This is a genomic window from Bradyrhizobium roseum (assembly GCF_030413175.1).
Taxonomy (GTDB): Bacteria; Pseudomonadota; Alphaproteobacteria; order Rhizobiales; family Xanthobacteraceae; genus Bradyrhizobium; species Bradyrhizobium roseum.
The window spans coordinates 1,206,112-1,225,755 of record NZ_CP129212.1 but is presented as its reverse complement, the minus strand read 5'-3'; the positions used below and the strand labels follow the sequence as shown (position 1 = coordinate 1,225,755).

At 63.5% G+C, this 19,644-nt stretch carries 26 protein-coding genes; 10 read left to right on the top strand and 16 right to left on the bottom strand.

What is annotated here, in order from left to right; genetic code table 11:
* Positions 1–225: 225 nt before the first annotated feature.
* From QUH67_RS05740 to QUH67_RS05730, 3 genes are all read left to right on the top strand, one after another.
* Positions 226–432, top strand: a complete 207-nt coding sequence (locus QUH67_RS05740; RefSeq protein ID WP_057851906.1) for a YdcH family protein — start codon at positions 226–228, stop codon at positions 430–432.
* Positions 433–642: 210 nt separating this feature from the next.
* Positions 643–855 (top strand): hypothetical protein, encoded by a 213-nt coding sequence (locus QUH67_RS05735; RefSeq protein WP_300945707.1) that lies wholly within the window; start codon positions 643–645, stop codon positions 853–855.
* Positions 856–877: 22 nt separating this feature from the next.
* On the top strand, positions 878–1,129 hold the full coding sequence (locus QUH67_RS05730) for a hypothetical protein (protein WP_300945706.1): 252 nt from the start codon (positions 878–880) through the stop codon (positions 1,127–1,129).
* 72 nt (positions 1,130–1,201) lie between these two features.
* Here QUH67_RS05730 and QUH67_RS05725 read toward each other — a convergent pair whose 3' ends face one another.
* Entirely contained in the window at positions 1,202–1,885 is a 684-nt protein-coding gene (locus tag QUH67_RS05725; protein ID WP_300945705.1) for a GGDEF domain-containing protein, read from the bottom strand.
* Between the two features lie 152 nt (positions 1,886–2,037).
* Between QUH67_RS05725 and purE the strand changes: the two genes are divergently transcribed.
* Both purE and QUH67_RS05715 read left to right on the top strand, forming a co-directional pair.
* Complete coding sequence (purE, locus tag QUH67_RS05720) at positions 2,038–2,526, top strand: 5-(carboxyamino)imidazole ribonucleotide mutase (RefSeq protein ID WP_300945704.1); 489 nt, start codon at positions 2,038–2,040, stop codon at positions 2,524–2,526.
* The gene (locus tag QUH67_RS05715; RefSeq protein ID WP_300945703.1) at positions 2,523–3,623 is read left to right on the top strand and encodes a 5-(carboxyamino)imidazole ribonucleotide synthase; all 1,101 of its coding nucleotides are present in this window, start codon (positions 2,523–2,525) and stop codon (positions 3,621–3,623) included. The genes purE and QUH67_RS05715 overlap by 4 nt, the downstream gene beginning before the upstream one ends.
* 33 nt (positions 3,624–3,656) lie before the next feature.
* On the opposite strand, the gene aqpZ is transcribed toward QUH67_RS05715, so the two are convergent.
* Positions 3,657–4,379: an aquaporin Z gene (aqpZ, locus tag QUH67_RS05710; RefSeq protein WP_300945702.1), complete on the bottom strand. Its 723-nt coding sequence runs from the start codon at positions 4,377–4,379 to the stop codon at positions 3,657–3,659.
* A gap of 257 nt (positions 4,380–4,636) precedes the next feature.
* Between aqpZ and rpsU the strand changes: the two genes are divergently transcribed.
* Together rpsU and QUH67_RS05700 are read left to right on the top strand one after the other, a co-directional pair.
* Positions 4,637–4,942: a 30S ribosomal protein S21 gene (gene rpsU, locus QUH67_RS05705; RefSeq protein ID WP_300945701.1), complete on the top strand. Its 306-nt coding sequence runs from the start codon at positions 4,637–4,639 to the stop codon at positions 4,940–4,942.
* Between the two features lie 176 nt (positions 4,943–5,118).
* Positions 5,119–5,763: a tetratricopeptide repeat protein gene (locus QUH67_RS05700; protein WP_300945698.1), complete on the top strand. Its 645-nt coding sequence runs from the start codon at positions 5,119–5,121 to the stop codon at positions 5,761–5,763.
* A gap of 14 nt (positions 5,764–5,777) precedes the next feature.
* On the opposite strand, the gene QUH67_RS05695 is transcribed toward QUH67_RS05700, so the two are convergent.
* From QUH67_RS05695 to QUH67_RS05630, 14 genes are all read right to left on the bottom strand, one after another.
* On the bottom strand, positions 5,778–6,779 hold the full coding sequence (locus QUH67_RS05695; RefSeq protein ID WP_300945696.1) for a hypothetical protein: 1,002 nt from the start codon (positions 6,777–6,779) through the stop codon (positions 5,778–5,780).
* Between the two features lie 188 nt (positions 6,780–6,967).
* Entirely contained in the window at positions 6,968–7,261 is a 294-nt protein-coding gene (locus tag QUH67_RS05690; RefSeq protein ID WP_300945695.1) for a cupin domain-containing protein, read from the bottom strand.
* Positions 7,262–7,282: 21 nt separating this feature from the next.
* The gene (locus tag QUH67_RS05685) at positions 7,283–8,377 is read right to left on the bottom strand and encodes a calcium:proton antiporter (RefSeq protein ID WP_300945692.1); all 1,095 of its coding nucleotides are present in this window, start codon (positions 8,375–8,377) and stop codon (positions 7,283–7,285) included.
* An 11-nt stretch (positions 8,378–8,388) separates the two neighbouring features.
* Positions 8,389–9,234 carry an alpha/beta hydrolase gene (locus tag QUH67_RS05680; protein ID WP_300945690.1) on the bottom strand — a complete coding sequence of 282 codons (846 nt, stop codon included), beginning with the start codon at positions 9,232–9,234 and terminating at the stop codon, positions 8,389–8,391.
* A 17-nt stretch (positions 9,235–9,251) separates the two neighbouring features.
* Entirely contained in the window at positions 9,252–10,649 is a 1,398-nt protein-coding gene (locus QUH67_RS05675; RefSeq protein WP_300945689.1) for an NAD(P)(+) transhydrogenase (Re/Si-specific) subunit beta, read from the bottom strand.
* Positions 10,650–10,691: 42 nt separating this feature from the next.
* A complete protein-coding gene (locus QUH67_RS05670) occupies positions 10,692–11,009 on the bottom strand; it encodes a proton-translocating transhydrogenase family protein (RefSeq protein WP_300945686.1) in 318 nt (105 codons plus the stop codon).
* Between the two features lie 11 nt (positions 11,010–11,020).
* On the bottom strand, positions 11,021–12,148 hold the full coding sequence (locus QUH67_RS05665; protein ID WP_300945685.1) for a Re/Si-specific NAD(P)(+) transhydrogenase subunit alpha: 1,128 nt from the start codon (positions 12,146–12,148) through the stop codon (positions 11,021–11,023).
* A 132-nt stretch (positions 12,149–12,280) separates the two neighbouring features.
* Positions 12,281–12,433, bottom strand: a complete 153-nt coding sequence (locus tag QUH67_RS05660) for an aa3-type cytochrome c oxidase subunit IV (RefSeq protein WP_300945684.1) — start codon at positions 12,431–12,433, stop codon at positions 12,281–12,283.
* Positions 12,434–12,515: 82 nt separating this feature from the next.
* Entirely contained in the window at positions 12,516–12,911 is a 396-nt protein-coding gene (locus QUH67_RS05655) for a type II toxin-antitoxin system death-on-curing family toxin (protein WP_300945683.1), read from the bottom strand.
* A 12-nt stretch (positions 12,912–12,923) separates the two neighbouring features.
* Positions 12,924–13,148 (bottom strand): AbrB/MazE/SpoVT family DNA-binding domain-containing protein, encoded by a 225-nt coding sequence (locus QUH67_RS05650; RefSeq protein WP_300945681.1) that lies wholly within the window; start codon positions 13,146–13,148, stop codon positions 12,924–12,926.
* A gap of 89 nt (positions 13,149–13,237) precedes the next feature.
* Entirely contained in the window at positions 13,238–13,825 is a 588-nt protein-coding gene (locus QUH67_RS05645; RefSeq protein ID WP_300945680.1) for a dioxygenase family protein, read from the bottom strand.
* Between the two features lie 100 nt (positions 13,826–13,925).
* Positions 13,926–15,794: a M3 family oligoendopeptidase gene (locus QUH67_RS05640; RefSeq protein ID WP_300945679.1), complete on the bottom strand. Its 1,869-nt coding sequence runs from the start codon at positions 15,792–15,794 to the stop codon at positions 13,926–13,928.
* A 41-nt stretch (positions 15,795–15,835) separates the two neighbouring features.
* Positions 15,836–16,279: a hypothetical protein gene (locus QUH67_RS05635; protein WP_300945678.1), complete on the bottom strand. Its 444-nt coding sequence runs from the start codon at positions 16,277–16,279 to the stop codon at positions 15,836–15,838.
* Positions 16,276–16,608, bottom strand: a complete 333-nt coding sequence (locus QUH67_RS05630) for a helix-turn-helix domain-containing protein (protein WP_300945677.1) — start codon at positions 16,606–16,608, stop codon at positions 16,276–16,278. Before QUH67_RS05630 ends, QUH67_RS05635 begins: the two co-directional genes overlap by 4 nt.
* Before the next feature lie 76 nt (positions 16,609–16,684).
* Between QUH67_RS05630 and QUH67_RS05625 the strand changes: the two genes are divergently transcribed.
* The 3 genes from QUH67_RS05625 (at position 16,685) to QUH67_RS05615 (ending at position 19,381) form a co-directional block, all read left to right on the top strand.
* A complete protein-coding gene (locus tag QUH67_RS05625) occupies positions 16,685–17,026 on the top strand; it encodes a hypothetical protein (RefSeq protein ID WP_300945674.1) in 342 nt (113 codons plus the stop codon).
* 120 nt (positions 17,027–17,146) lie between these two features.
* Complete coding sequence (locus tag QUH67_RS05620; protein ID WP_300945672.1) at positions 17,147–17,788, top strand: TerC family protein; 642 nt, start codon at positions 17,147–17,149, stop codon at positions 17,786–17,788.
* Positions 17,789–17,890: 102 nt separating this feature from the next.
* Complete coding sequence (locus QUH67_RS05615) at positions 17,891–19,381, top strand: sigma-54-dependent transcriptional regulator (RefSeq protein WP_300945670.1); 1,491 nt, start codon at positions 17,891–17,893, stop codon at positions 19,379–19,381.
* Positions 19,382–19,644: the final 263 nt, after the last annotated feature.

Genomic DNA, 19,644 nt, shown 5'->3' with positions numbered 1-19,644 from the left:
GGTGGTTGAACCTCAGATTCGATCCGGACGTGAGAGTGTACACCAGGCTGCGAAGCTGTCGATGGGTATCCCGAATCGCGCCTGTCATATTTTCGGATATATCTGTAACCAAACGTGAGTATGGGAACCTGCGCTGCTTGCGAAGCAGCCGCGCAGGAGCGATATTTACCGCCAATCCGGAACAATCCGTTCACAACCAGATCGCGCTTTCAGCTAACGTACACCATGACCGATGATGATGAGCGCGAGCTTGAAAACGAGCTCGCCCGGCTGCAGCAGGAACATCGCGATCTCGATGCGGCGATCGACGCGCTGCATCAGTCGCCGGCGCCGGATTTGCTGCGATTGCAGCGGCTGAAAAAACGCAAACTGCAATTGCGCGACCGCATCGCCTTCATCGAAGACCAGATCACGCCCGACATCATCGCCTGATCGTTGCGCGGTTCCCTCGGCCAGCGTGTTTCACCAAGGCCGCCGGTCTTTGAACGAACCTTTTTCCCCGACATCCACACCGCGCCCCGGCTACACGGCCCGACGCCGTCGGAGGTGACAGAAAAACCGGCGTCCGGTCGGCAACTGCGCTTGACTCTTATAGAACAAAAAGAGAACATAACGCTCTGCCGCCAGCCCCGGGAGTCCGCCATGTCCGTCACGCCAATCCTGTCCGACAACAACCACTACGAGCAAGCCTGCGATCAGGCCATCGCGATGTGCGACGGTAACCTGCGTTCGACCATCAAGGCGCTGATCATGGTGAACGAGTATCTGGAAACCGAACTGGAGGAATTACAGACGGCCATCGCCGCCGGCTGCGCGCCGGCGCGAAGCTCCGATGTCGAGAGCAACGCCGCCTGATCCATCACGCCGGAGCGAACCAATGGCCGATGTCACCTACTACGTCGCACTGCCGTTCCTGCAGGACGATGACGGCTCGCCGATGGCGGGCGCCGCGGAAGAATGCCAGAGCCCGACGACCGCGTTACGACGCGCCGAGACGATGTCGCGCATGGCCGGCAGCATCGGCGCCGTCGCCTTCAGCCGCAGCGGCGATCCGATGATCGGCGAATTCGGCGACGCGAAGCTGCTGCGCAAGTTCGGCAACGTGCCGGAAGATTTGAGCGGGTTGTGAGCGGCATCATTGCCTGCGGCAAGCGCGAGGCGTTTGCACGCGCGATGGCGAAGGCAGCGCAACGCGGCTGATTCAGAACGCCTCGTGCCGTCGCAGCGCCTTGCGCACATACATGGCGCTGTCGGCGGCTTCCAGCGCACGGCTTGTTTCGGAATGGGTGTCGAGAAGAGCGACGCCTGCGGAGGCGCCCGCGGTGATGGTGCGGCCATCGAACACGAAGGTCAGTTGATCGATCGCCTCCTCCAGCGCGGCGGCCTTGGCCCGCGCATCGGTCTCGCTGAGATTCCACAACAGCAGCGCGAACTCGTCGCCGCCGAGGCGGCCCACCACGTCCGAAGCGCGCACCTGGGCCAGCAGCGTGGTGGTGATCACCTTGAGCACCTGGTCGCCCGCGGCGTGTCCGAAAGCGTCGTTGATCGGCTTCAGGCGGTCGACGTCGAGCACCACCAGAGCAGCGCCGGCCCGATAGCGCTTGATGTAGGCAATCGCGCGCTTGAGTTCGCGCTCGAAGCCGCGGCGGTTCGGAATCCCGAGCAGGTAGTCCGTATCGGCGGAAGCCTGAAGTTCCTCGATCTGGGCCTGGGTCCGGGCCAGTTCCGCCTTGAGGCGGCGAATCGTCGCCTTGTCGCTGTTGGCCACCGCCCGTGGCCGGGATGTTGGCACGTCAGAGCGGCGCGGCGTGACTTTTTGACCGGAAGCCGCGCTTTTAGGGCCTTTTCCGGCCCTGGCCGCGGTCTTCCTGGCTTTCTTCGTCATGGCCTTCCCTGTGCAGGCTCGCTTATCTGGACTTGCCGGGATTCACCAAGACAGGATAGTCCATTCCTGATCCCTTGCCACGCCTTGGATGAGAACCGGGCCGCCCCTATAATCCGGCCTATGCTTTTGGATTCCCGAACAGAATTGACGAGATGACCGTACCCGTCGCCATCATCATGGGCAGCCAGTCCGACTGGGAGACCATGCGCCACGCCGCCGACACGCTGGCCGCGCTCGGGATCGATTGCGAAAAGCGCATCGTCTCGGCCCACCGGACCCCGGACCGGCTGTTCGCCTTTGCCAAGGGCGCCAAGGCGGCCGGTTTCAAAGTCATCATCGCCGGCGCCGGCGGCGCGGCACATCTGCCGGGCATGGCAGCGGCGCTGACCGAACTCCCGGTGTTCGGCGTCCCCGTCGAATCCAAGGCGCTGTCGGGGATCGATTCGCTGTACTCGATCGTGCAGATGCCGGCCGGCGTTCCCGTCGGCACGCTCGCGATCGGAAAGGCCGGCGCCATCAATGCCGCGCTGCTCGCGGCCAGCGTGCTCGCGCTGAATGACACCGCACTGGCGGCGCGCCTGGCGGCCTGGCGCAAGCAGCAAACGGACACCGTCAAGGAGCGCCCGGAGGGATCGGCGTGACCGCTTCAAGCAAGGTGAAGCTGAAGCCGGGCGACACCATCGGAATTCTCGGCGGCGGACAATTGGGCCGGATGCTGGCGATGGCGGCGGCGCGCCTCGGCCTGAAGTGCCAGGTGTTTTCGCCGGACCCGGACTCGCCGGCTTTCGACGTCGTGCTGAACGCGACCTGCGCCGAATATGCCGACGTCGAGGCGCTCGAATTGTTCGCCAACGATGTCGACGTCATCACGTACGAATTCGAGAACGTGCCGTCCGCCACCGCGATGGTGCTGGCCGCGCGGCGGCCGGTGCTGCCGGCGCGGACGATTCTGGAGACCACGCAGGACCGGCTGATCGAAAAGGACTTCGTGAAGCGGCTTGGCATCGGCACCGCCGACTATGCCGACGTGTCGTCGGTGGAATCGCTGCGAACGGCCATCGCGCGCATCGGGCTTCCCGCTGTCATCAAGACCCGCCGCTTCGGCTATGACGGCAAGGGCCAGGCGATCATCCGCGACGGCGACGATCTCGCCCAGGTCTGGGAAGACCTCGGCACCAAATCCGCGATCCTCGAAGCCTTCGTGCCGTACGAGCGCGAGATCTCGGTGATCGCCGCGCGCTCGGCGGACGGCGAGGTCGAGTGCTACGACGTCACCGAAAACGAGCACCGCGATCACATCCTGAAATTCTCCCGCGTGCCGGCGGCGGTATCGGATGCGCTGGCCGCCGACGCGCGCGCCGTCGCCGAGAAGATCGCCAACGCGCTGGACTATGTCGGCGTGCTCGCGGTCGAACTGTTCGTCGTTGCCGGAAACGGCGGGCCGCATGTGCTGGTCAACGAGATCGCGCCGCGGGTGCATAATTCCGGGCACTGGACGCTGGATGGTGCCTCGATCTCGCAGTTCGAGCAGCACATACGGGCGATCGCCGGCTGGCCGCTCGGCAAGCCGGTTCGTCACGGCGAGGTCACCATGACCAATCTGATCGGCGACGACATCCTCGACTACGGGCGGTGGCTCACCGTGCCCGGCGCCACCGTGCACCTTTACGGCAAGGGCGCGCCGCGGCCGGGCCGCAAGATGGGCCACGTCACCGAAGTGACCCCGGGCAAGAAATAGCGTGCCTGCCCGTGCCCTCGGCGCGTCGGCAGGTCAGGCCCTCTTCAGGCCTTCCACGACACCGGCCGGCTCCTCGCTGAGCCAGCGGTAGATCGCGCCGCCGAGCGCACCGCCGATCAGCGGCGCCACCCAGAACAGCCATAGCTGCGCCAGCGCCCAGCCGCCGACGAACAGCGCGGGCCCGGTACTGCGCGCCGGATTCACCGATGTGTTGGTGACGGGAATGCTGACCAGATGGATCATCACCAGCGCCAATCCGATGGCGAGCGGCGCAAAGCCCGCCGGCGCCTTGCCGTGGGTGGCGCCCATGATGATGAACAGGAACATCGCGGTCATCACCACCTCGGTGATGAAGCAGACCATCATGTTGTATTGCCCGGGCGAATGCGCGTCATAGCCATTGGAGGCAAAGCCCTTGCTGACATCGAACCCGGGCGCGCCGCTTGCGATCACGTAGAGCAGCGCCGCCGCAACGATCGCACCGATTACCTGCGCGATGATGTAAGGCAGGATCTGACCGGGCGGAAAGCGCCCGCCCGCGGCGAGGCCGACTGTCACCGCAGGATTGAGATGGCAGCCGGAGATGTGGCCGATCGCGTAGGCCATGGTCACGACGCTCAGGCCGAACGCCAGCGATACGCCGACCAGGCCGATCCCGACCTGCGGGAAACCGGCCGCGATGACCGCACTGCCGCATCCCGCAAAAGTGAGCCAAAACGTCCCGATGGCCTCAGCGGTGTACTTTCTGCTGCTCATACTCGCCTCCCCGCATGTTTTTCTGTGTCCCAGATGCTATAGAGGCCCCCGTGAGGGGTTCGTTATTTGTGGGAGTGGGGCCGTAAGGGCGGAATTCCGCCGATTTTCGTGGCTTTCCGGACCAGAAAACCGCCTTCTCAGGTGGACATCGGCAGCTTTGTCTGCTACATGCCCGCGCTCAGGGTTAAGAGCCAGGCCTTTGGCCGGCCCTTCACTTCACCAGAATTCCTATCCGATCAATTGAAAGAGGATGCCGCGTGCAGGTTCTCGTTCGCGATAACAATGTCGATCAAGCCCTCAAGGCGCTGAAGAAGAAGATGCAGCGCGAGGGAATCTTCCGCGAGATGAAGCTCCGCGGCCACTACGAAAAGCCCTCCGAGAAAAAGGCCCGTGAAAAGGCCGAAGCCGTGCGCCGCGCACGCAAGCTGGCCCGCAAGAAGCTGCAGCGCGAAGGCCTGCTGCCGATGAAGCCGAAGCCGGTGTTCGGCGCCGGTCCCGGCGGCGACCGTGGTGGCGCTGGTGGCCGCAGTGGCCCGGGCGCTGGTCCGCGCGGACCGCGCTGAAGCCTTCAAAGTCTTGAATTTGAAAACGCGGGCTTCGAAGCCCGCGTTTTTTTTCGCCGTTGCGACCGAATCGGAATCGCGCAGGAGTTCGGCGGGACTTGCGGCGATTTTGACCGATGCATTTTGCCACGCATCGGGTTACCTGTTCCGTGTTCGACAGAAGAGTCTTCCGCTGCATGGCCGTCACGGATTGCAATGCCCTTCCCCGCGCCTCGCGCGTCACGGCCGTCCCCGTCGCACTGTTCGCGATTGCTCTCGGCTTTCCGCTCGGCGGCTGTTCGTTCGATTTGGGATCATGGGGGCCGGACAGGGAAAGGCCACAGGCCGCCGAGCAGAAGCCCACGGGAGCGATCGGCGGACAAGGCACCGGCGACGCCCAAGGCTACGCTGCGCGCGGCAACACGCTCGCCAAGGCCGGCAAGACTGAAGAAGCGCTGGCGGAATTCGACCGCGCCCTTGCACTCGATCCCTACAATGTGCCGGCGCTGTATGGCCGCGGGCTGGTGCATCAGGCCGACAAAAGGCATGAGCAGGCGATCGCGGATTTCACCGCGGCCAACGGCCTGACGCCGCAACGGGTCGAGCCGCTGCTGGCGCGCGCCACCAGCTACCTTGCCATCGACAAGCCGAAGGAAGCCGCTTCCGATCTCGACGAGGCCGTGCAGGCCGATCCGAACAGCGCGCAAGCCTGGTCAGCACGCGCCGCCGCCTATGAACGCCTCGGCGACAAGGCCAAGGCGTTCGCCTCCTATAGCCGCGCGCTCGCACTCCGCCCCAAGGACGAAGCCGCACGAAGCGGCCTTGCGCGCACCGGCGGCTGAAAAGCTTTCAAGAATTACTTCGGCAGGACTGCGTGGAAGATCGACTTCGCGGTCGACAGCGCGTCCTCGGCGGCCGCCGTGGCGCGTTCGCGCACGGAAGGCTCGGTCATATCGGCACGTAGATCGAGCGGGCGCGACAGCGGAATGTCGGCGGGCGGGACCGGCCGGTTCGGGTTGGCAACCTCGGCATAAGGCGGCCGTGGCTGCGACGAAACCTGACCCAGCGGTTCGTTGACCGAGGGTCCCGAGACCATGATCGGCGGCGGCAGCGGACGAAGCGCGGGCGGGGGAACAGGCGCATGTGCGACCGCGGGCGCATTCGCAACCCTGGGCGCCTCTTTGGGCTGCGCCTCCTTGGGCTGCTCATGGACACGGGCTACCTCGGGCGCGCGCGGAGCGTCGCCGTTGGCGCGCAGCCGTTCGATCGCAGCGCGCGCCAGATCATTGGCATCGCGACGTTCCTCCGGCGCAGCCGGTGCCGGCGCGACCGCAGCAGCTTCGACCGGCGCGACCGGGGCGGTCACCGCAACCGGAGCGGCTGGCGCAGGCGCCGCCGCGGCAGCTGAAGACTGCAAGGGCTGGATGGGGGACGGCAATATCACCCTGATCTTTTCGGTCTTGGGTTCAACCGGCTTCGCATCGGCAGACTTGGTATCGACGGGTTTGCTGTCGGCTTTCTCGTCAGCCTTCGCTTCGGCCTTGCCCTGAGCTTTCTCGGCCACCGCCGGACGCTCGGCGGCGGTCTTCTCCATGATCGCCTTCTCGGAGATCCCCTTGGCCTTGACGCCGGCGGCCGGAAGATTGCTGACGCTGGCGGTGGTTTCGACCGGCTTCGTGTTCGGCTTGGATTCCGCCTTCGCATCCCCCTTGGGATCGGCGGTCGACGCCGCAGCAGCAGGCGGCGCGTCGGAGCTGGGTCTGGCCACGATGTAGTGGTTGACGATGTACGCCCCGATGACCGTTGCGGCCACCGAGGGGAAGATGTCGACCGCAAATTTCTTCAGGTAATTCAGCATTCCGGCCACTCCCCGCGGCGCACCAATTGCAGGAACTTTGAGGCACATTGAGGGATCAACTGCGACAGATCGGTGGCAATTCAGCAGTTCCCGTGCAGGTGGGTAAAACTGGCTCACGCCGGTTAAGAATTACCTAACCATTACAGCGCCGTAGGGCCAGCCTGAAAGCGACTCCAGCAAACTCAACCTTACCGCGATCGCGGCTTCAGCTCAACCTCCAGGAACACAATCTCTGTCGCGGTTTCGTTAAGCACGTCGTGCTCCACGCCGGCCTTTCGGAAATAGGACTTTCCGGCGTCGAGCTGTGCCTGGCTGCGTTCGCCGTTCGGCGCGACGATGGTCATCTCGCCCGCGGTCACCGGTACGATCACGTAATCCATCTCGTGGGTGTGACGGCCGGTGGCGCTGCCCGGCGCCAGCCGCCACTCGGTGACACGCACTTCGGCTGTATCGACCTGAACATCGGATTTGGCGGCAAGCATCAGGATTCACTCCTTGGGAATTTACGGCACGAATACCATGAACAGGAACACGGCGAATACCAGCATGTGTACCACGCCGAACAGGATGTTGGTGCGCCCGGTGCCGAAAGTGAGCATGCTGATGACGAAGGTCAGCACCAGCAGCACCATTTCCCGGGCATCGACGCCGAGCACCAGTTGCTTGTCGAGCGTGTAGGCGACCACCGCGACCGCCGGCACCGTCAGCCCGATCGTGGCGAGCGAAGAGCCGAGCGCGAGATTGATGCTCTTCTGCAGGTCGTTCCTGCGGGCGGCGCCGACCGCGGCAACGCTCTCCGGCAGCAGGATCAACAGCGCCACGACCACGCCGGCAAAGGCCGGCGGCGCGCCGATCATCGCGGTGACGATATCGACGGTCGCCGAAAATTTTTTGGCCAGCAGTACGACTGCCAGCAGCGACAGAATCAACAGCACGACGCTGAGCGCCAGCATCCGGTTGGAGAGAGGGGACTCACCCGCCTCCCCGTTGCCCTCGTTGATGAAATAATCACGATGCAGGAAGGTCTGGGTATAGACGAACACGCCATAGAGAACGAGCGTGACGACGCTGACAAAGCCGAGCTGAAGCGCCGAGTACATCGGCCCCTGCGCCGTCAGCGTGTAGTTCGGCATGATCAGCGTGATAGTCGCCAGCACGAACAGCACGCTGAGATAAAGGTTGGCGCCCGAGACCTGGAAATCCTGCTCGCGATAGCGCAGCCCGCCGATAAAAATGCAGATGCCGGCGAGACCGTTGCAAACGATCATCACCACAGCGAACACGGTATCGCGCGCCAGTGCCGGCTGCGGCTTGTCGCCGAGCATGATGGTGGCGATCAGCGCCACCTCGATGATGGTGACCGCCAGCGTCAGCAGCAGCACGCCGTAGGGTTCGCCGATTCGCTCGGCGATCACCTCGGCATGATGCACGGCGGCGAACACGGTGCCGAACAGGATCGCCAGCAGCACTGCCGCGAAAAGAAGCCCGCCAACCGAGGGTGTAAAGCCGAGCCCGAGGCCGGTGGCAACGGCAAACAGCAGCATCGCCAGCGCGGGGAAAATCCACGCCGATCGCGGCATCGGTCCATGTGCGCTCATGCAGTCAAGCCTTAGGTTCGGGGAGGCAGCATGCGCCCATGTAGAAAATCACTTCCCTCGGCAAGGTTGATGAAATTGCGCGCGATTTCAATGCCGCCAAAATTGTCCAGATCGTTATGAGCACCGCGGGCAATGCGTACAAACCGTTTCGGCTCGTTCGCCAGCGCAAACAGCCGCTCGCCGAAAGTAACCGGTATCGCGGGATCGAGTGCGCCATGCATCACCAGCAACGGAACCTTCACGCGCGGGATCTGCGAGTCGGAACGGAACTGATCGCGTATCAACAAACGCACCGGCGCAAACCAGAACATCGAAGCGGCGACATCGACGACCGACGTATAGGGCGCTTCCAGGATCAGCTTTCCGATCCGTTGCTCTGCGGCGAGCGCGACCGCAACACCCGTGCCGAGCGAAAAGCCCCAGACGACGATGTTGTCCGGCCGATAGCGTGCCGTCGTGAAGGCATAGGCAGCGGCAGCGTCCTGCATCAGCCCCTGCTCGCTCGGTTTTCCGGTCGAGCCCGCATAGCCCCGATAGGACAGCGCGACGACCCCGGTGCCGTCGGCGAGGAGGCTGCGAAAACGGCCGAAGAAGCCGGCGAGATAGTCGCCGTTGCCATGGAAGTAGAGCACGACCGGGCGACCCGGCCTGGCCGGAACGTACCAGGCGATGACCTTCTCCCCGTCAGCCGTCGTCAGGACGTGCTCTTCGACTTCCGGAAAGCCGGCCGCCTTTGGCGCCGTGCGTACACTGGTCGGGGCCGGAAACAGCACCGCGCGCTGCGCGAGGAACAGGGTAAGCAGACCGCAGACATAGCCGGCTGAGACGATAATCAGCAGCCATTTAAAGACGGTCATGAATTTCCCGCGAACGCTTACATCCCCTTGACGATATTCTCGGTGACCTTCTTGGCGTCACCAAGGAGCATCATGGTGTTGTCGCGATAAAACAGCGGGTTGTCGATGCCGGCATAGCCTGAAGCCAGCGAGCGCTTGATGAACATCACGGTGCCGGCCTTCCAGACCTGCAGCACCGGCATGCCGTAGATCGGCGAAGTCTTGTCCTCCTCGGCCGCCGGGTTGGTGACGTCGTTGGCGCCGATCACAAAGGCGATATCGGCCTGCGCGAATTCAGAGTTGATGTCCTCGAGCTCGAACACCTCGTCATAGGGCACGTTGGCTTCCGCCAGCAGCACGTTCATATGACCGGGCATGCGGCCCGCCACCGGGTGAATCGCGTACTTCACCTCGACGCCTTCCTTCTTCAGCAGGTCGCCCATTTCGCGCAGCGCGTGCTGGGCCTGCGCCACCGCCATGCCGTAGCCGGGCACGATGATCACCTTCTGCGCGTTCTTCATGATGAAGGCGGCATCGTCCGCCGAGCCGAGTTTTGCCGGCTTCTGTTCGCCGCCGCCACCGCCCGCTGCGGCGGTTTCGCCGCCGAAGCCGCCCAGGATGACCGAGATGAAGGACCGGTTCATCGCATGGCACATGATGTAGGACAGGATCGCACCGGACGAGCCGACCAGCGCACCTGTGATGATCAGCGCGGAATTGCCGAGCGTGAAGCCGATGCCGGCCGCAGCCCAGCCCGAATAGGAGTTCAGCATCGAAATCACGACCGGCATGTCGGCGCCGCCGATCGGGATGATCATGAGCACGCCGAGCACCAGCGCGATGATGGTGATCAGCCAGAAGTCGAGCGCACTGCCGGAACGGACCAGGCCGAAGATGAAGAACACCAGCGCCAGCGCGAGCGCGATGTTGATGATGTGGCGGCCGGGCAGGATGATCGGCGCGCCGCTCATGCGTGCGGAAAGTTTCAGAAACGCGATCACCGAGCCGGTGAAGGTCAGCGCGCCGATGGCGACGCCAAGCGACATCTCGACCAAGCTGGCGGCGTGGATGTTGCCGGGCGTACCGATGTCGAAGGCTTCGGGCGCGTAGAACGCGCCCGCCGCGACCAGCACCGCGGCCATGCCGACCAGCGAGTGGAAGGCAGCCACCAGTTCCGGCATCGAGGTCATCGGCACGCGGCGCGCAATCACGGCGCCAATGCCGCCGCCGATGGCGATGCCGAGGATGACCAGCACCCAGGCGACGGCATCCGCCGGCGGATGGCTTGCGAGCGTGGTGGCGACCGCGATCGCCATGCCGACCATGCCGAACAAATTGCCCTGGCGTGACGACGCCGGACTGGACAAACCGCGCAGCGACAGGATGAACAGCACACCCGCCACGAGATAAAGAATTGCAGCCAGATTGGCGTTCATCTCAGGTCCCCATTGTCTTCGTCACCACGAGGTGCACGCCGCTCACTTCACCTTCTTCTTGTACATCGCCAGCATGCGCTGGGTGACAAGGAAGCCGCCGAAGATGTTCACACAGGCGAAGATCAGCGCGATGAAGCCGAAGCCGCGCGCCCAGCCCGAGCCGCTCGAGATCATGGGGACGCCGACCGCGAGCAGCGCGCCGACCACGATCACCGAGGAGATCGCATTGGTTACCGACATCAGCGGCGTATGCAGCGCGGGCGTTACCGACCACACCACGAAATAGCCGACGAACACGGCAAGGACGAAAATCGAAAGCCGGAATACAAAGGGATCGACGGCTTGAGCGATGTGCTCCATGGCTTCTCTCCTCAGGCTTTCGGCTGGAAGTTCGGGTGGATAACGGCGCCGTCTTTAGTCAGCGCGGTGGCTTTCACCAGTTCGTCGTCCCAGTTGACCGCGAGCGTCTTGTTGGCCTTGTCGACCATCGTCTCGATGAAGTTGAACAGATTGCGCGCATACAGGTTGGACGCCGATTGTGCGACGCGGCCGGCGACGTTGGTGTAGCCGACGATCTTGATGCCATCGACATCGACGACCTGGCCCGCCTTGGCGCCTTCGACATTGCCGCCGCGCTCGACGGCGAGGTCGACAAGCACCGAACCAGGTTTCATCGACTTGACCATGTCGGCGCTGACGAGCTTTGGCGCCGGCCGGCCCGGGATCAGGGCCGTGGTGATCACGATGTCCTGCTTCTTGACGTGCTCGGCGGTGAGCGCGGCCTGCTTGGCCTGGTACTCTTTCGACATTTCCTTGGCGTAGCCGCCGGCGGTCTGCGCATTCTTGAATTCCTCGTCCTCGACCGCGAGGAACTTGGCGCCGAGCGATTCGACCTGCTCTTTGGTGGCCGGGCGCACGTCGGTGGCGGTAACCACCGCGCCAAGCCGGCGGGCGGTCGCGATCGCCTGCAGGCCGGCGACGCCGACGCCCATCACGAACACCTTTGCCGCCGGAACCGTGCCGGCGGCGGTCATCATCATCGGAAAGGCGCGGCCAAAGGATTCGGCGGCCTCGATCACCGCGCGGTAGCCGGCGAGATTGGCCTGGCTCGACAGCACATCCATCACCTGCGCGCGCGTAATGCGCGGCATCAGTTCCATCGCGAACGCCGCCACGCCGGCATCCGCGATCGTCTTCAGCGCCGCTTCATTGCCGTAGGGATCCATGATCGCGATGACGAGCGCGCCGCGCTTGTACTTTGAAAGCTCGGAAGGCTCGGGCCGCTTCACCTTGATGATGATGTCGGCATCCTTCAACGCGTCGGCGCTGACGGTGGCGCCGACAGCGGTGAATTCGGAATCCGGCAGGCCCGACTTGATGCCCGCCCCCGGCTCGACCGCGACTTCGGCGCCGAGCGCCTTGAATTTCTTCACGGTGTCCGGGGAAGCGGCGACCCGCGGTTCGGACGGATCGATTTCCTTGGCAACGGCAATCTTCATAGAGCCTCCCGCCGCGCGGCAGGCGCGCGCAAGCAAACTAGCGTCTTTTTTGCTTCGTTGGATACCGGTTTCGCAACCGGCATGCGTGCAATTGTGGCGACCGCCCGCGCGGGCGGTGCAGGCATCGACGCATCAGGTCAGGAAGTAACCCATCAGGGCAACGATGATCACCACGCCGATGGTGCCGTATTTGACCAGCATGATGAACCCTTCATAGGTCTGCTCATGGGCCGGATAGTCGTTGCCGTCGGCGGTCGTGTAGGCCACTTCGTTATGCTCTGCCATCTCTATCCCCAGTCAAATGCGCGCTTCTGGCGTGCAATTACCGTAAAGCGTTTGGGAGGGCAACGGCCCCCTGCCTATCGGGTCATTCGGAAGGCCAATTATCCCGGATCCAGCGCGCCAGGCTCTCCTCGCTGACCTCGCCTGCGGCGAGGGAGAGGATGATGGAGGTGGCGTGTTCGGGCTTGGGGTTAAATAAGACGCCGTTCTTCAGCAAGAAAATCCGCAACGCCAGGAACGCGATGCGCTTGTTGCCATCGACGAAGGCGTGATTTTTGGCAAGCCCGTACGCGTATGCCGCAGCGAGTTCGGCAAGCTCCGCCTGTTCATACCGCCACTTGTTGATGGGACGCTCCAGCGCCGATCGCAGCATGCCTTCACCGCGCAAGCCGGGCGCGCCGCCGAAGCGGCGGAGCTGGCGGCTGTGGATCGCGATGGTTTGCTCATAGGTGATCCAACGCGGCTCTTCGGAATCGCTCATGTGGCGTTTCAATCACTTTGCGAGCGTTGCCAGCGTGTCGCGGTATGTATCCATGGTCTCTTCCGCCAATTCCATGGTCCTCTCGAAGTCAGGATCGTAAGGAAGGGCTTGAAAGCCTCCGCCAGGGAGTTCCGTGATGTGGAGCTGCTGACCACGCTTGAGATCAAGCCGCTGCATCAATTCGCGCGGGATCAGAAGACCGTCGGAATTACCAATTTTCTTGATTTCGATTTTCATGGCGAGTTCCCTTCACGCGGCTGCAACCGTTATACGGCTGTATAACACGCCAAATCCGCCTCGTACAACAAATGTTTTACGGCAGATTGCTACAACACCACGAAATCGAAGCGCCCAGCCAGCCAGCCCTCGTTCTTGGCCGTCTTCACCAGCAACTCCTTGCGAAACAGGCCGTCAGAGCGGTTCTTGGCCTCGCCGGGGAAATAGAGCTGAGTGGTCAGGACGGATCCGTCGCGCGGCTGCACCTTCACATGAATGTGGCGGGTCCGGCCGGGATAAAGGCCGGGCACGACGCTTCGCAATCGATAGCGTCCCTCCGCATCGGTGAACTGGTGGCCGCGTAGGCGGAAACCGGAATTGTCGTAGCGGCCCTTGTCGTCGGCCTGCCAGAAATCCAGCAAGGCGCCGGCGACCGGCTTGCAGGCGCGGCTGAGGACCAAGCCGACCAGCTCGATCGGCTGCCCTGCCATCTCAGGCTCGAGCAGTTCGATTCGCTCAGGGGATGACGGTTTGAAGTATGGCCCCTCGGTCTGCGGCAGGGTTGCTTCGTGGCCGTCGTGACACGAGGGCGTAGGCGCCAGCGGGGTTTGCGCAACGCTGCCATCGCTCATCAGCAGCGAACCAGCCGCGAAGACGCCCGCTCCGAGTATCACGCGCCGCGTCGGGGTATCGATCATGGGGCACTCCACTCGTGTTGCCGCCATGATCATGAAGCGTGACGGCGGATGGAATTGTGTCCGCGCCCATCACAAATGCGTTCCGTGCCGGGGTGCCCCGTCAGCCCATCGTCTCCAGTTCGTCGATCATGCCGGCGATGACGGAAAGTCCGCCGTCCCAGAATTTGGGATCCTTGGCGTCGAGCCCGAACGGCTGGAGCAATTCGGAATAATGCTTGGTGCCGCCGGCCGCGAGCATGGCGAGATAGCGCTCGGCAAACCCCTCCGAGGCGTTCTCGTAGACCGCGTAGAGCGAGTTCACCAGGCAATCGCCGAACGCGTAGGCGTAAACGTAGAACGGCGAATGGATGAAGTGCGGGATGTACATCCAGAAATTCTCGTAGCCCGGGCGGATGTCGATGGCCGGCCCCAGGCTTTCACCCTGCACGCTGAGCCAGAGCTGGCCGATACGCTCCGCCGTCAGTTCGCCGTTCTTGCGCTCGGTGTGCACGGCGCGCTCGAACGAATAGAACGCGATCTGCCGCACCACCGTGTTGATCATGTCCTCGACCTTGCCGGCCAGCAGCGCCTGGCGCTGCTTGGCGTTCCTGGTCTGCGACAACAAGCGCTTGAAGGTCAGCATCTCGCCGAACACGCTGGCGGTCTCCGCCAGCGTCAGCGGCGTCGGCGCCATCAGCGCTCCATTTTTGGCGGCCAGCACCTGGTGCACGCCGTGGCCAAGCTCATGCGCCAGCGTCATCACGTCGCGCGGCTTGCCCTGGTAGTTCATCAGCACGTAAGGGTGCGCCGACGGCGTGGTCGGATGCGAGAACGCGCCCGGCGCCTTGCCCGGCCGCACCGGCGCATCGATCCAGCGATCGGTGAAGAAGCGCTCCGCGATATCAGCCATCTCGTCCGAGAAGCCGCGGTAGGCAGTCAGCACCATCTTCTGCGCCTCGGGCCAGGCGATGGTGCCGGTGGCAGCGAACGGCAGCGGCGCGTTGCGGTCCCAATGCGCTAGCTTCTTCTTTTTGAACCAGCCGGCCTTCAGATTGTAATAGCGATGCGACAGCCGCGGATAGGCCGCGCGAACGGACGCGACCAGCGCATCGACCACCTCGCGCTCGACGCGGTTGTTGAGATGACGCGAATCCGCGACATCCTGGAAACCGCGCCAGCGATCGGAAATCTCCTTGTCCTTGGCGAGTGTGTTGGTGATCAGCGCAAACGTCCGCTCATTGTCTTTGAAGGTCTTCGCCAGCGCCTGCCCCGCGGCCTTGCGCTTCTCGGGTGCGCGGTCCTGCAGCAGATTGAGCGTCGGCTCGATCGCCAGCTCCTTTCCGCCGACCTTGAAGCGCAGGCCGGAGATGGTCTGGTCGAACAGCCGGTTCCAGGCGGCATAGCCGCTCTGGGACTTTTCGTGAAACAACTGCTCGACGCGGTCCTCGAGCTGGTACGGCTTGTCCTTGCGCAGGTCCTCGATCCACGGCCGGTAGTAGCCGAGTTCCGGCGTCTGCAAGGCGCGCTCGATCACGGCATCGTCGATGCGATTGAGCTCCAATCCGAAGAACAGCAGGTGGACCGATGCGGCCGTGAGCCGCTCGGAGACGTCGCCGTAGAACTTGGAGATATCCGGATCGACGCTGTCGCCGGCATGCACGAGGCCGGCATAGGAGCCGAGCCGGCCGGCGAGATCGTCGATCGCCTCGTAGCGCTTGACCACCTCGGCGAGCCAGCGACCGCCGTCGTCGCCTGCCACGCGTTCTGCGAGCCTTCCCTTGTAGTCAGCCTCGAAAGCGGCGCAGTCGGCATCCATCTTTTGCAGATCGCGCGTCACTTCTTCCGCGCCGATACCGGAATAGAGGTCGGCCAGATTCCATTCCGGCAGTTTGCCGGTCTTGGTTGCAGTCTTGGATTTAACGGCCGCCTTGCCGGCGACGGGTTTGCGGGATGGCTTGGCGGCTCGGGATGTCGCAGATTTTGCGCTCATGAGACTTTCAGAATTGAGAGGTGATCAGGAAATGCGTGAGATCAGGCGAGGGCCGCGAGTTGCGGTACGAACTGGACAAACAGCTCCTCGCCCTCGACGAGCAGCGGCTCGACCTTCTCATGGATCGTATTGCGGATGGCAAACCATAGCGTAATCGCGCGTACCATGAGCCACGACGTCGAGGGAACCGCGGCCTTGGCATGCAGCGCCACGCGTTCGAGGTTGCGGTGTTCGAACAGCAGGCGGCCGCAGCCATCCTCGAGGACGTAACGGCCGCCGATCCGCGATACGCAGAGTTCGCAGACCTGTTCCGGCAGCGGACCCAGCAGATAGAACTGCGCGTCGCCGTTCTCCGTCATGCCGGTTTCCCATCGCCGGCCGATCCCGCGCGCCATCGCCGCGCCAAACGCCGCGGCAAGGGTGTTGAGTTCCTTTTCGCTCCACTCGCCGTTGTCCTGTTTGCGTTCGAACGCAACCACGCTCATTTGCTCTCCGCTCCAAACAGCAGCCGGTACATTTCCGGCTCATAGTACGTTAACAGATGCCTAGCGAAGTCGGCTGGTTCAAGACCCAACTCGCGCGCCCATGCGCCCATGATCACCGTCGGAACACGGCTGAACCCGTTCTCGACCTGCGAAATGAAGGTGTAATATTTCAGGCCGAGGCGCGCCGCGAGATCGGCCTGCGACAATCCGGCATCCGCCCTCCGCAGCTTCAGCCAATCCCCGGCCAGTTTGCGCAATTGTTTGGCATCCGGCGCGGCCTTGACCGCGGGCGGTTCAGCGAAAACATCTTGATGTTTTGCACGTTTCATGTTTACTAAACTAGCCAAATTGAATTGCTGGTTAGGTAATCAACCCTACCACAATTCCAGCCGCGAATATGAATCAATGACGCTCCTGGACCGCAACCAGATTGACCGACTGACCGATCGAGCTCCCCCGGCCCCCGGCAAGGAGCTGATCGCCGGTATTCTCCTGGCAGTGCTGGTGGCTGCTCTCGCGATCCGGAGCCTGATGCCGACCGACGCTCTGGCGCCCGCCATTGTCACGCTGCTGTTTGCGGCGGGGGCGGTGACCGCGGGAGCGGCGTGGCTTTGCCATGCCCGCCGATTCCGCATCATGTGGCTCGACCTCGCCGGAAGCCTGACATTCATCGGCATCGCCATCTCGGTTCTGATCGAGCCGGATCAGATGGTCGGACTGTTCACCCTCTCGCATCAACCTGAGTAACGGAACGTATTTTATCCGCAGTCTGACTGCGTCGTTTTTTCTGCGCGTCCAAGCCCGGGCCCCTCTGGCAGTTCAAGCGAACTGCGATGTCGGATTGGACCTTCAACGGAGTGGCCCGCAATGCTCGAACTCATCTCCTCGCAACATCTGACGGCGCTGTTCCAGGTCATCATGATCGACCTGGTGCTGGCCGGCGACAACGCCATCGTCATCGGCCTTGCGGCCGCCGGGCTTCCCGAGGCGCAGCGCAAGAAGGCCATCCTGATCGGCATCGTCGCCGCCACGGTGCTGCGCATCGGCTTTGCCTCCATTACGGTGCAATTGCTGCAGATCATCGGCCTCTTGCTGGCCGGCGGCGTTCTGCTGCTCTGGGTATGCTGGAAGATGTGGCGTGAATTGCGCGACTCCCATCACCAGCCGACATTTCAGAACCTGTCCTCCGCGAGCACGATGGATGCGACAGCGACAGCAAGTCGCCAAAAGACGCTTGGCCAGGCCGTATGGCAGATCACCATCGCCGACGTCTCGATGTCACTCGACAACGTGCTCGCGGTAGCGGGCGCAGCACGCGAGCATCCGATGATCCTGATATTCGGCCTGGCGCTTTCCATCGCACTGATGGGATTCGCCGCCAGCTTCATCGCACGCCTTCTGGAGAAGCATCGCTGGATCGCCTATGTCGGCCTGGTGATCATCCTCTATGTCGCTTTCGACATGTGCTATCGCGGAGCGCTCGAGGTGTGGCCCCACGTGGTCGCTTGAGTTCCCCGCCCCACGGATGCCATTTCGGACGATTAATCGTGCGTTAATCGGCATCGGCCAGAGTGCCCCGATTCGATACATCAGTCGCGTGCGGGGAGTACCATGGCTGCCACCATCCTGATTGCCGACGACGACGCCGTGCAGCGCCGTCTGGTTGAAAACATGGTGCAGAAGTGCGGCTATGAGGCCCTCGTCGCCGAGAGCGGCGACGCCGCCGTGGCACTGCTGACCGCGCCGGACGCCCAGCCGATCGACGCGGTCGTGCTCGACCTCGTGATGCCCGGCCTCGACGGGCTCGGCGTGCTGGCAAAAATGCGCGAGGCGGGCCTGAGCATTCCCGTGATCGTGCAGACCGCCCATGGCGGCATCGACAATGTGGTTTCGGCGATGCGCGCCGGCGCGCAGGATTTCGTGGTCAAGCCGGCGAGCTTCGAACGGCTGCAGGTGTCGCTGCGCAACGCGCTCAACACCAGTGCGCTCAGGGGCGAACTCCAGCGCATCCGTCACAGCCGCGAAGGCCGGTTGACCTTTGCCGACATCATCACCCGCAGCGAGGCCATGGCGGCCGTCCTGCGCACCGCGCAGAAGGCGGCGGCTTCCAGCATTCCGGTCCTGATCGAGGGCGAGTCCGGCGTCGGCAAGGAATTGTTCGCCCGCGCCATCCACGGCACCAGCGAGCGCAAGTCCAAACCGTTCGTCGCGGTGAATTGCGGCGCCATCCCCGATAACCTCGTGGAATCGATCCTGTTCGGTCATGAGAAAGGCGCCTTCACCGGCGCCACCGAACGCCACATGGGCAAGTTCGTCGAAGCGTCCGGCGGCACGCTTTTTCTCGACGAGGTCGGCGAGCTGCCGCTGGCCACGCAGGTCAAGCTGTTGCGCGCGCTGCAGGAAGGCACCGTCGAGGCAGTCGGCGGCCGCAAGCCGGTCAGGGTCGACGTTCGCATCATTTCCGCGACCAACCGCAAGCTGCTCGACCTGGTGAAGGGCGGCGCGTTCCGCGAGGACCTGTTCTACCGGCTGCACGTGCTCCCGCTGACCATCCCTCCCTTACGGATGCGGCGCGAAGACGTTCCGCATCTGCTGCGGCATTTCCTGGCGCGCTTTGCCGCCGAGGAAAACCGCACCATCACCGGCATCAGCGGCGAGGCCATGGCGCATCTTTCGCAGCTCGACTGGCCCGGCAACATCCGCCAACTCGAGAATACCGTTTACCGCGCCGTCGTGATGAGCGAGAGCGACCTGCTCGGCCTGTCGGATTTCCCGCAGATCCTCAACAGCGCTGTAACGAACGCCGAACTCGCACCCGGCGAGCCGCTGATCGTCGAACCCTCGGCGGCGCCAAGCCTGGTGTCGGGTAGCGATATACCGATCGCGCCGCTGGCCGCTGCCGGCAGCCTTTCGATGCTGAACGCCAGTGGCGAAGTGCGGCCGCTCGACGACATGGAAAACGAGATCATCCGCTTTGCGATCACGCATTATCGCGGTCAGATGTCGGAAGTCGCGCGCCGGCTCAAGATCGGCCGTTCCACGCTCTACCGAAAGCTCGATGAGGCCGCGGCCGGCGACCGGGCCCAAGGCGACGCCAACTGAGCGGGCGGAGCGCCAGCCGATTATGGCGTCGGCATGGCAAAGATCGTGGCAAACCAAAGACATCGCCGTTCCGAAGCTTTCGAACCGTGGCTTGGCGGTGACAGACAAAAGGCGGGTGCCGTGGCAAAAATCCAAGAGCCGAACGTAAGCCGGTGGTTAGTTGAGGTCAGTTTGTCGTGAGTTGTCCCGCATGGCGCTGGCTGCATGAAAGGGGCACATGTATCGTCTGCGTTTGAACCCGTTCTGCGTTTGAACCATGGTGT

Bases quoted from the DNA above. Each gene is read 5' to 3' on its own strand.
- QUH67_RS05740 (WP_057851906.1), top strand. From the start codon at position 226: ATGACCGATGATGATGAGCGCGAGCTTGAAAACGAGCTCGCCCGGCTG.
- QUH67_RS05735 (WP_300945707.1), top strand. From the start codon at position 643: ATGTCCGTCACGCCAATCCTGTCCGACAACAACCACTACGAGCAAGCC.
- QUH67_RS05730 (WP_300945706.1), top strand. From the start codon at position 878: ATGGCCGATGTCACCTACTACGTCGCACTGCCGTTCCTGCAGGACGAT.
- QUH67_RS05725 (WP_300945705.1), bottom strand. From the start codon at position 1,885: ATGACGAAGAAAGCCAGGAAGACCGCGGCCAGGGCCGGAAAAGGCCCT.
- purE (WP_300945704.1), top strand. From the start codon at position 2,038: ATGACCGTACCCGTCGCCATCATCATGGGCAGCCAGTCCGACTGGGAG.
- aqpZ (WP_300945702.1), bottom strand. From the start codon at position 4,379: ATGAGCAGCAGAAAGTACACCGCTGAGGCCATCGGGACGTTTTGGCTC.
- QUH67_RS05700 (WP_300945698.1), top strand. From the start codon at position 5,119: ATGGCCGTCACGGATTGCAATGCCCTTCCCCGCGCCTCGCGCGTCACG.
- QUH67_RS05695 (WP_300945696.1), bottom strand. From the start codon at position 6,779: ATGCTGAATTACCTGAAGAAATTTGCGGTCGACATCTTCCCCTCGGTG.
- QUH67_RS05690 (WP_300945695.1), bottom strand. From the start codon at position 7,261: ATGCTTGCCGCCAAATCCGATGTTCAGGTCGATACAGCCGAAGTGCGT.
- QUH67_RS05685 (WP_300945692.1), bottom strand. From the start codon at position 8,377: ATGAGCGCACATGGACCGATGCCGCGATCGGCGTGGATTTTCCCCGCG.
- QUH67_RS05680 (WP_300945690.1), bottom strand. From the start codon at position 9,234: ATGACCGTCTTTAAATGGCTGCTGATTATCGTCTCAGCCGGCTATGTC.
- QUH67_RS05675 (WP_300945689.1), bottom strand. From the start codon at position 10,649: ATGAACGCCAATCTGGCTGCAATTCTTTATCTCGTGGCGGGTGTGCTG.
- QUH67_RS05670 (WP_300945686.1), bottom strand. From the start codon at position 11,009: ATGGAGCACATCGCTCAAGCCGTCGATCCCTTTGTATTCCGGCTTTCG.
- QUH67_RS05665 (WP_300945685.1), bottom strand. From the start codon at position 12,148: ATGAAGATTGCCGTTGCCAAGGAAATCGATCCGTCCGAACCGCGGGTC.
- QUH67_RS05660 (WP_300945684.1), bottom strand. From the start codon at position 12,433: ATGGCAGAGCATAACGAAGTGGCCTACACGACCGCCGACGGCAACGAC.
- QUH67_RS05655 (WP_300945683.1), bottom strand. From the start codon at position 12,911: ATGAGCGATTCCGAAGAGCCGCGTTGGATCACCTATGAGCAAACCATC.
- QUH67_RS05650 (WP_300945681.1), bottom strand. From the start codon at position 13,148: ATGAAAATCGAAATCAAGAAAATTGGTAATTCCGACGGTCTTCTGATC.
- QUH67_RS05645 (WP_300945680.1), bottom strand. From the start codon at position 13,825: ATGATCGATACCCCGACGCGGCGCGTGATACTCGGAGCGGGCGTCTTC.
- QUH67_RS05640 (WP_300945679.1), bottom strand. From the start codon at position 15,794: ATGAGCGCAAAATCTGCGACATCCCGAGCCGCCAAGCCATCCCGCAAA.
- QUH67_RS05635 (WP_300945678.1), bottom strand. From the start codon at position 16,279: ATGAGCGTGGTTGCGTTCGAACGCAAACAGGACAACGGCGAGTGGAGC.
- QUH67_RS05630 (WP_300945677.1), bottom strand. From the start codon at position 16,608: ATGAAACGTGCAAAACATCAAGATGTTTTCGCTGAACCGCCCGCGGTC.
- QUH67_RS05625 (WP_300945674.1), top strand. From the start codon at position 16,685: ATGACGCTCCTGGACCGCAACCAGATTGACCGACTGACCGATCGAGCT.
- QUH67_RS05620 (WP_300945672.1), top strand. From the start codon at position 17,147: ATGCTCGAACTCATCTCCTCGCAACATCTGACGGCGCTGTTCCAGGTC.
- QUH67_RS05615 (WP_300945670.1), top strand. From the start codon at position 17,891: ATGGCTGCCACCATCCTGATTGCCGACGACGACGCCGTGCAGCGCCGT.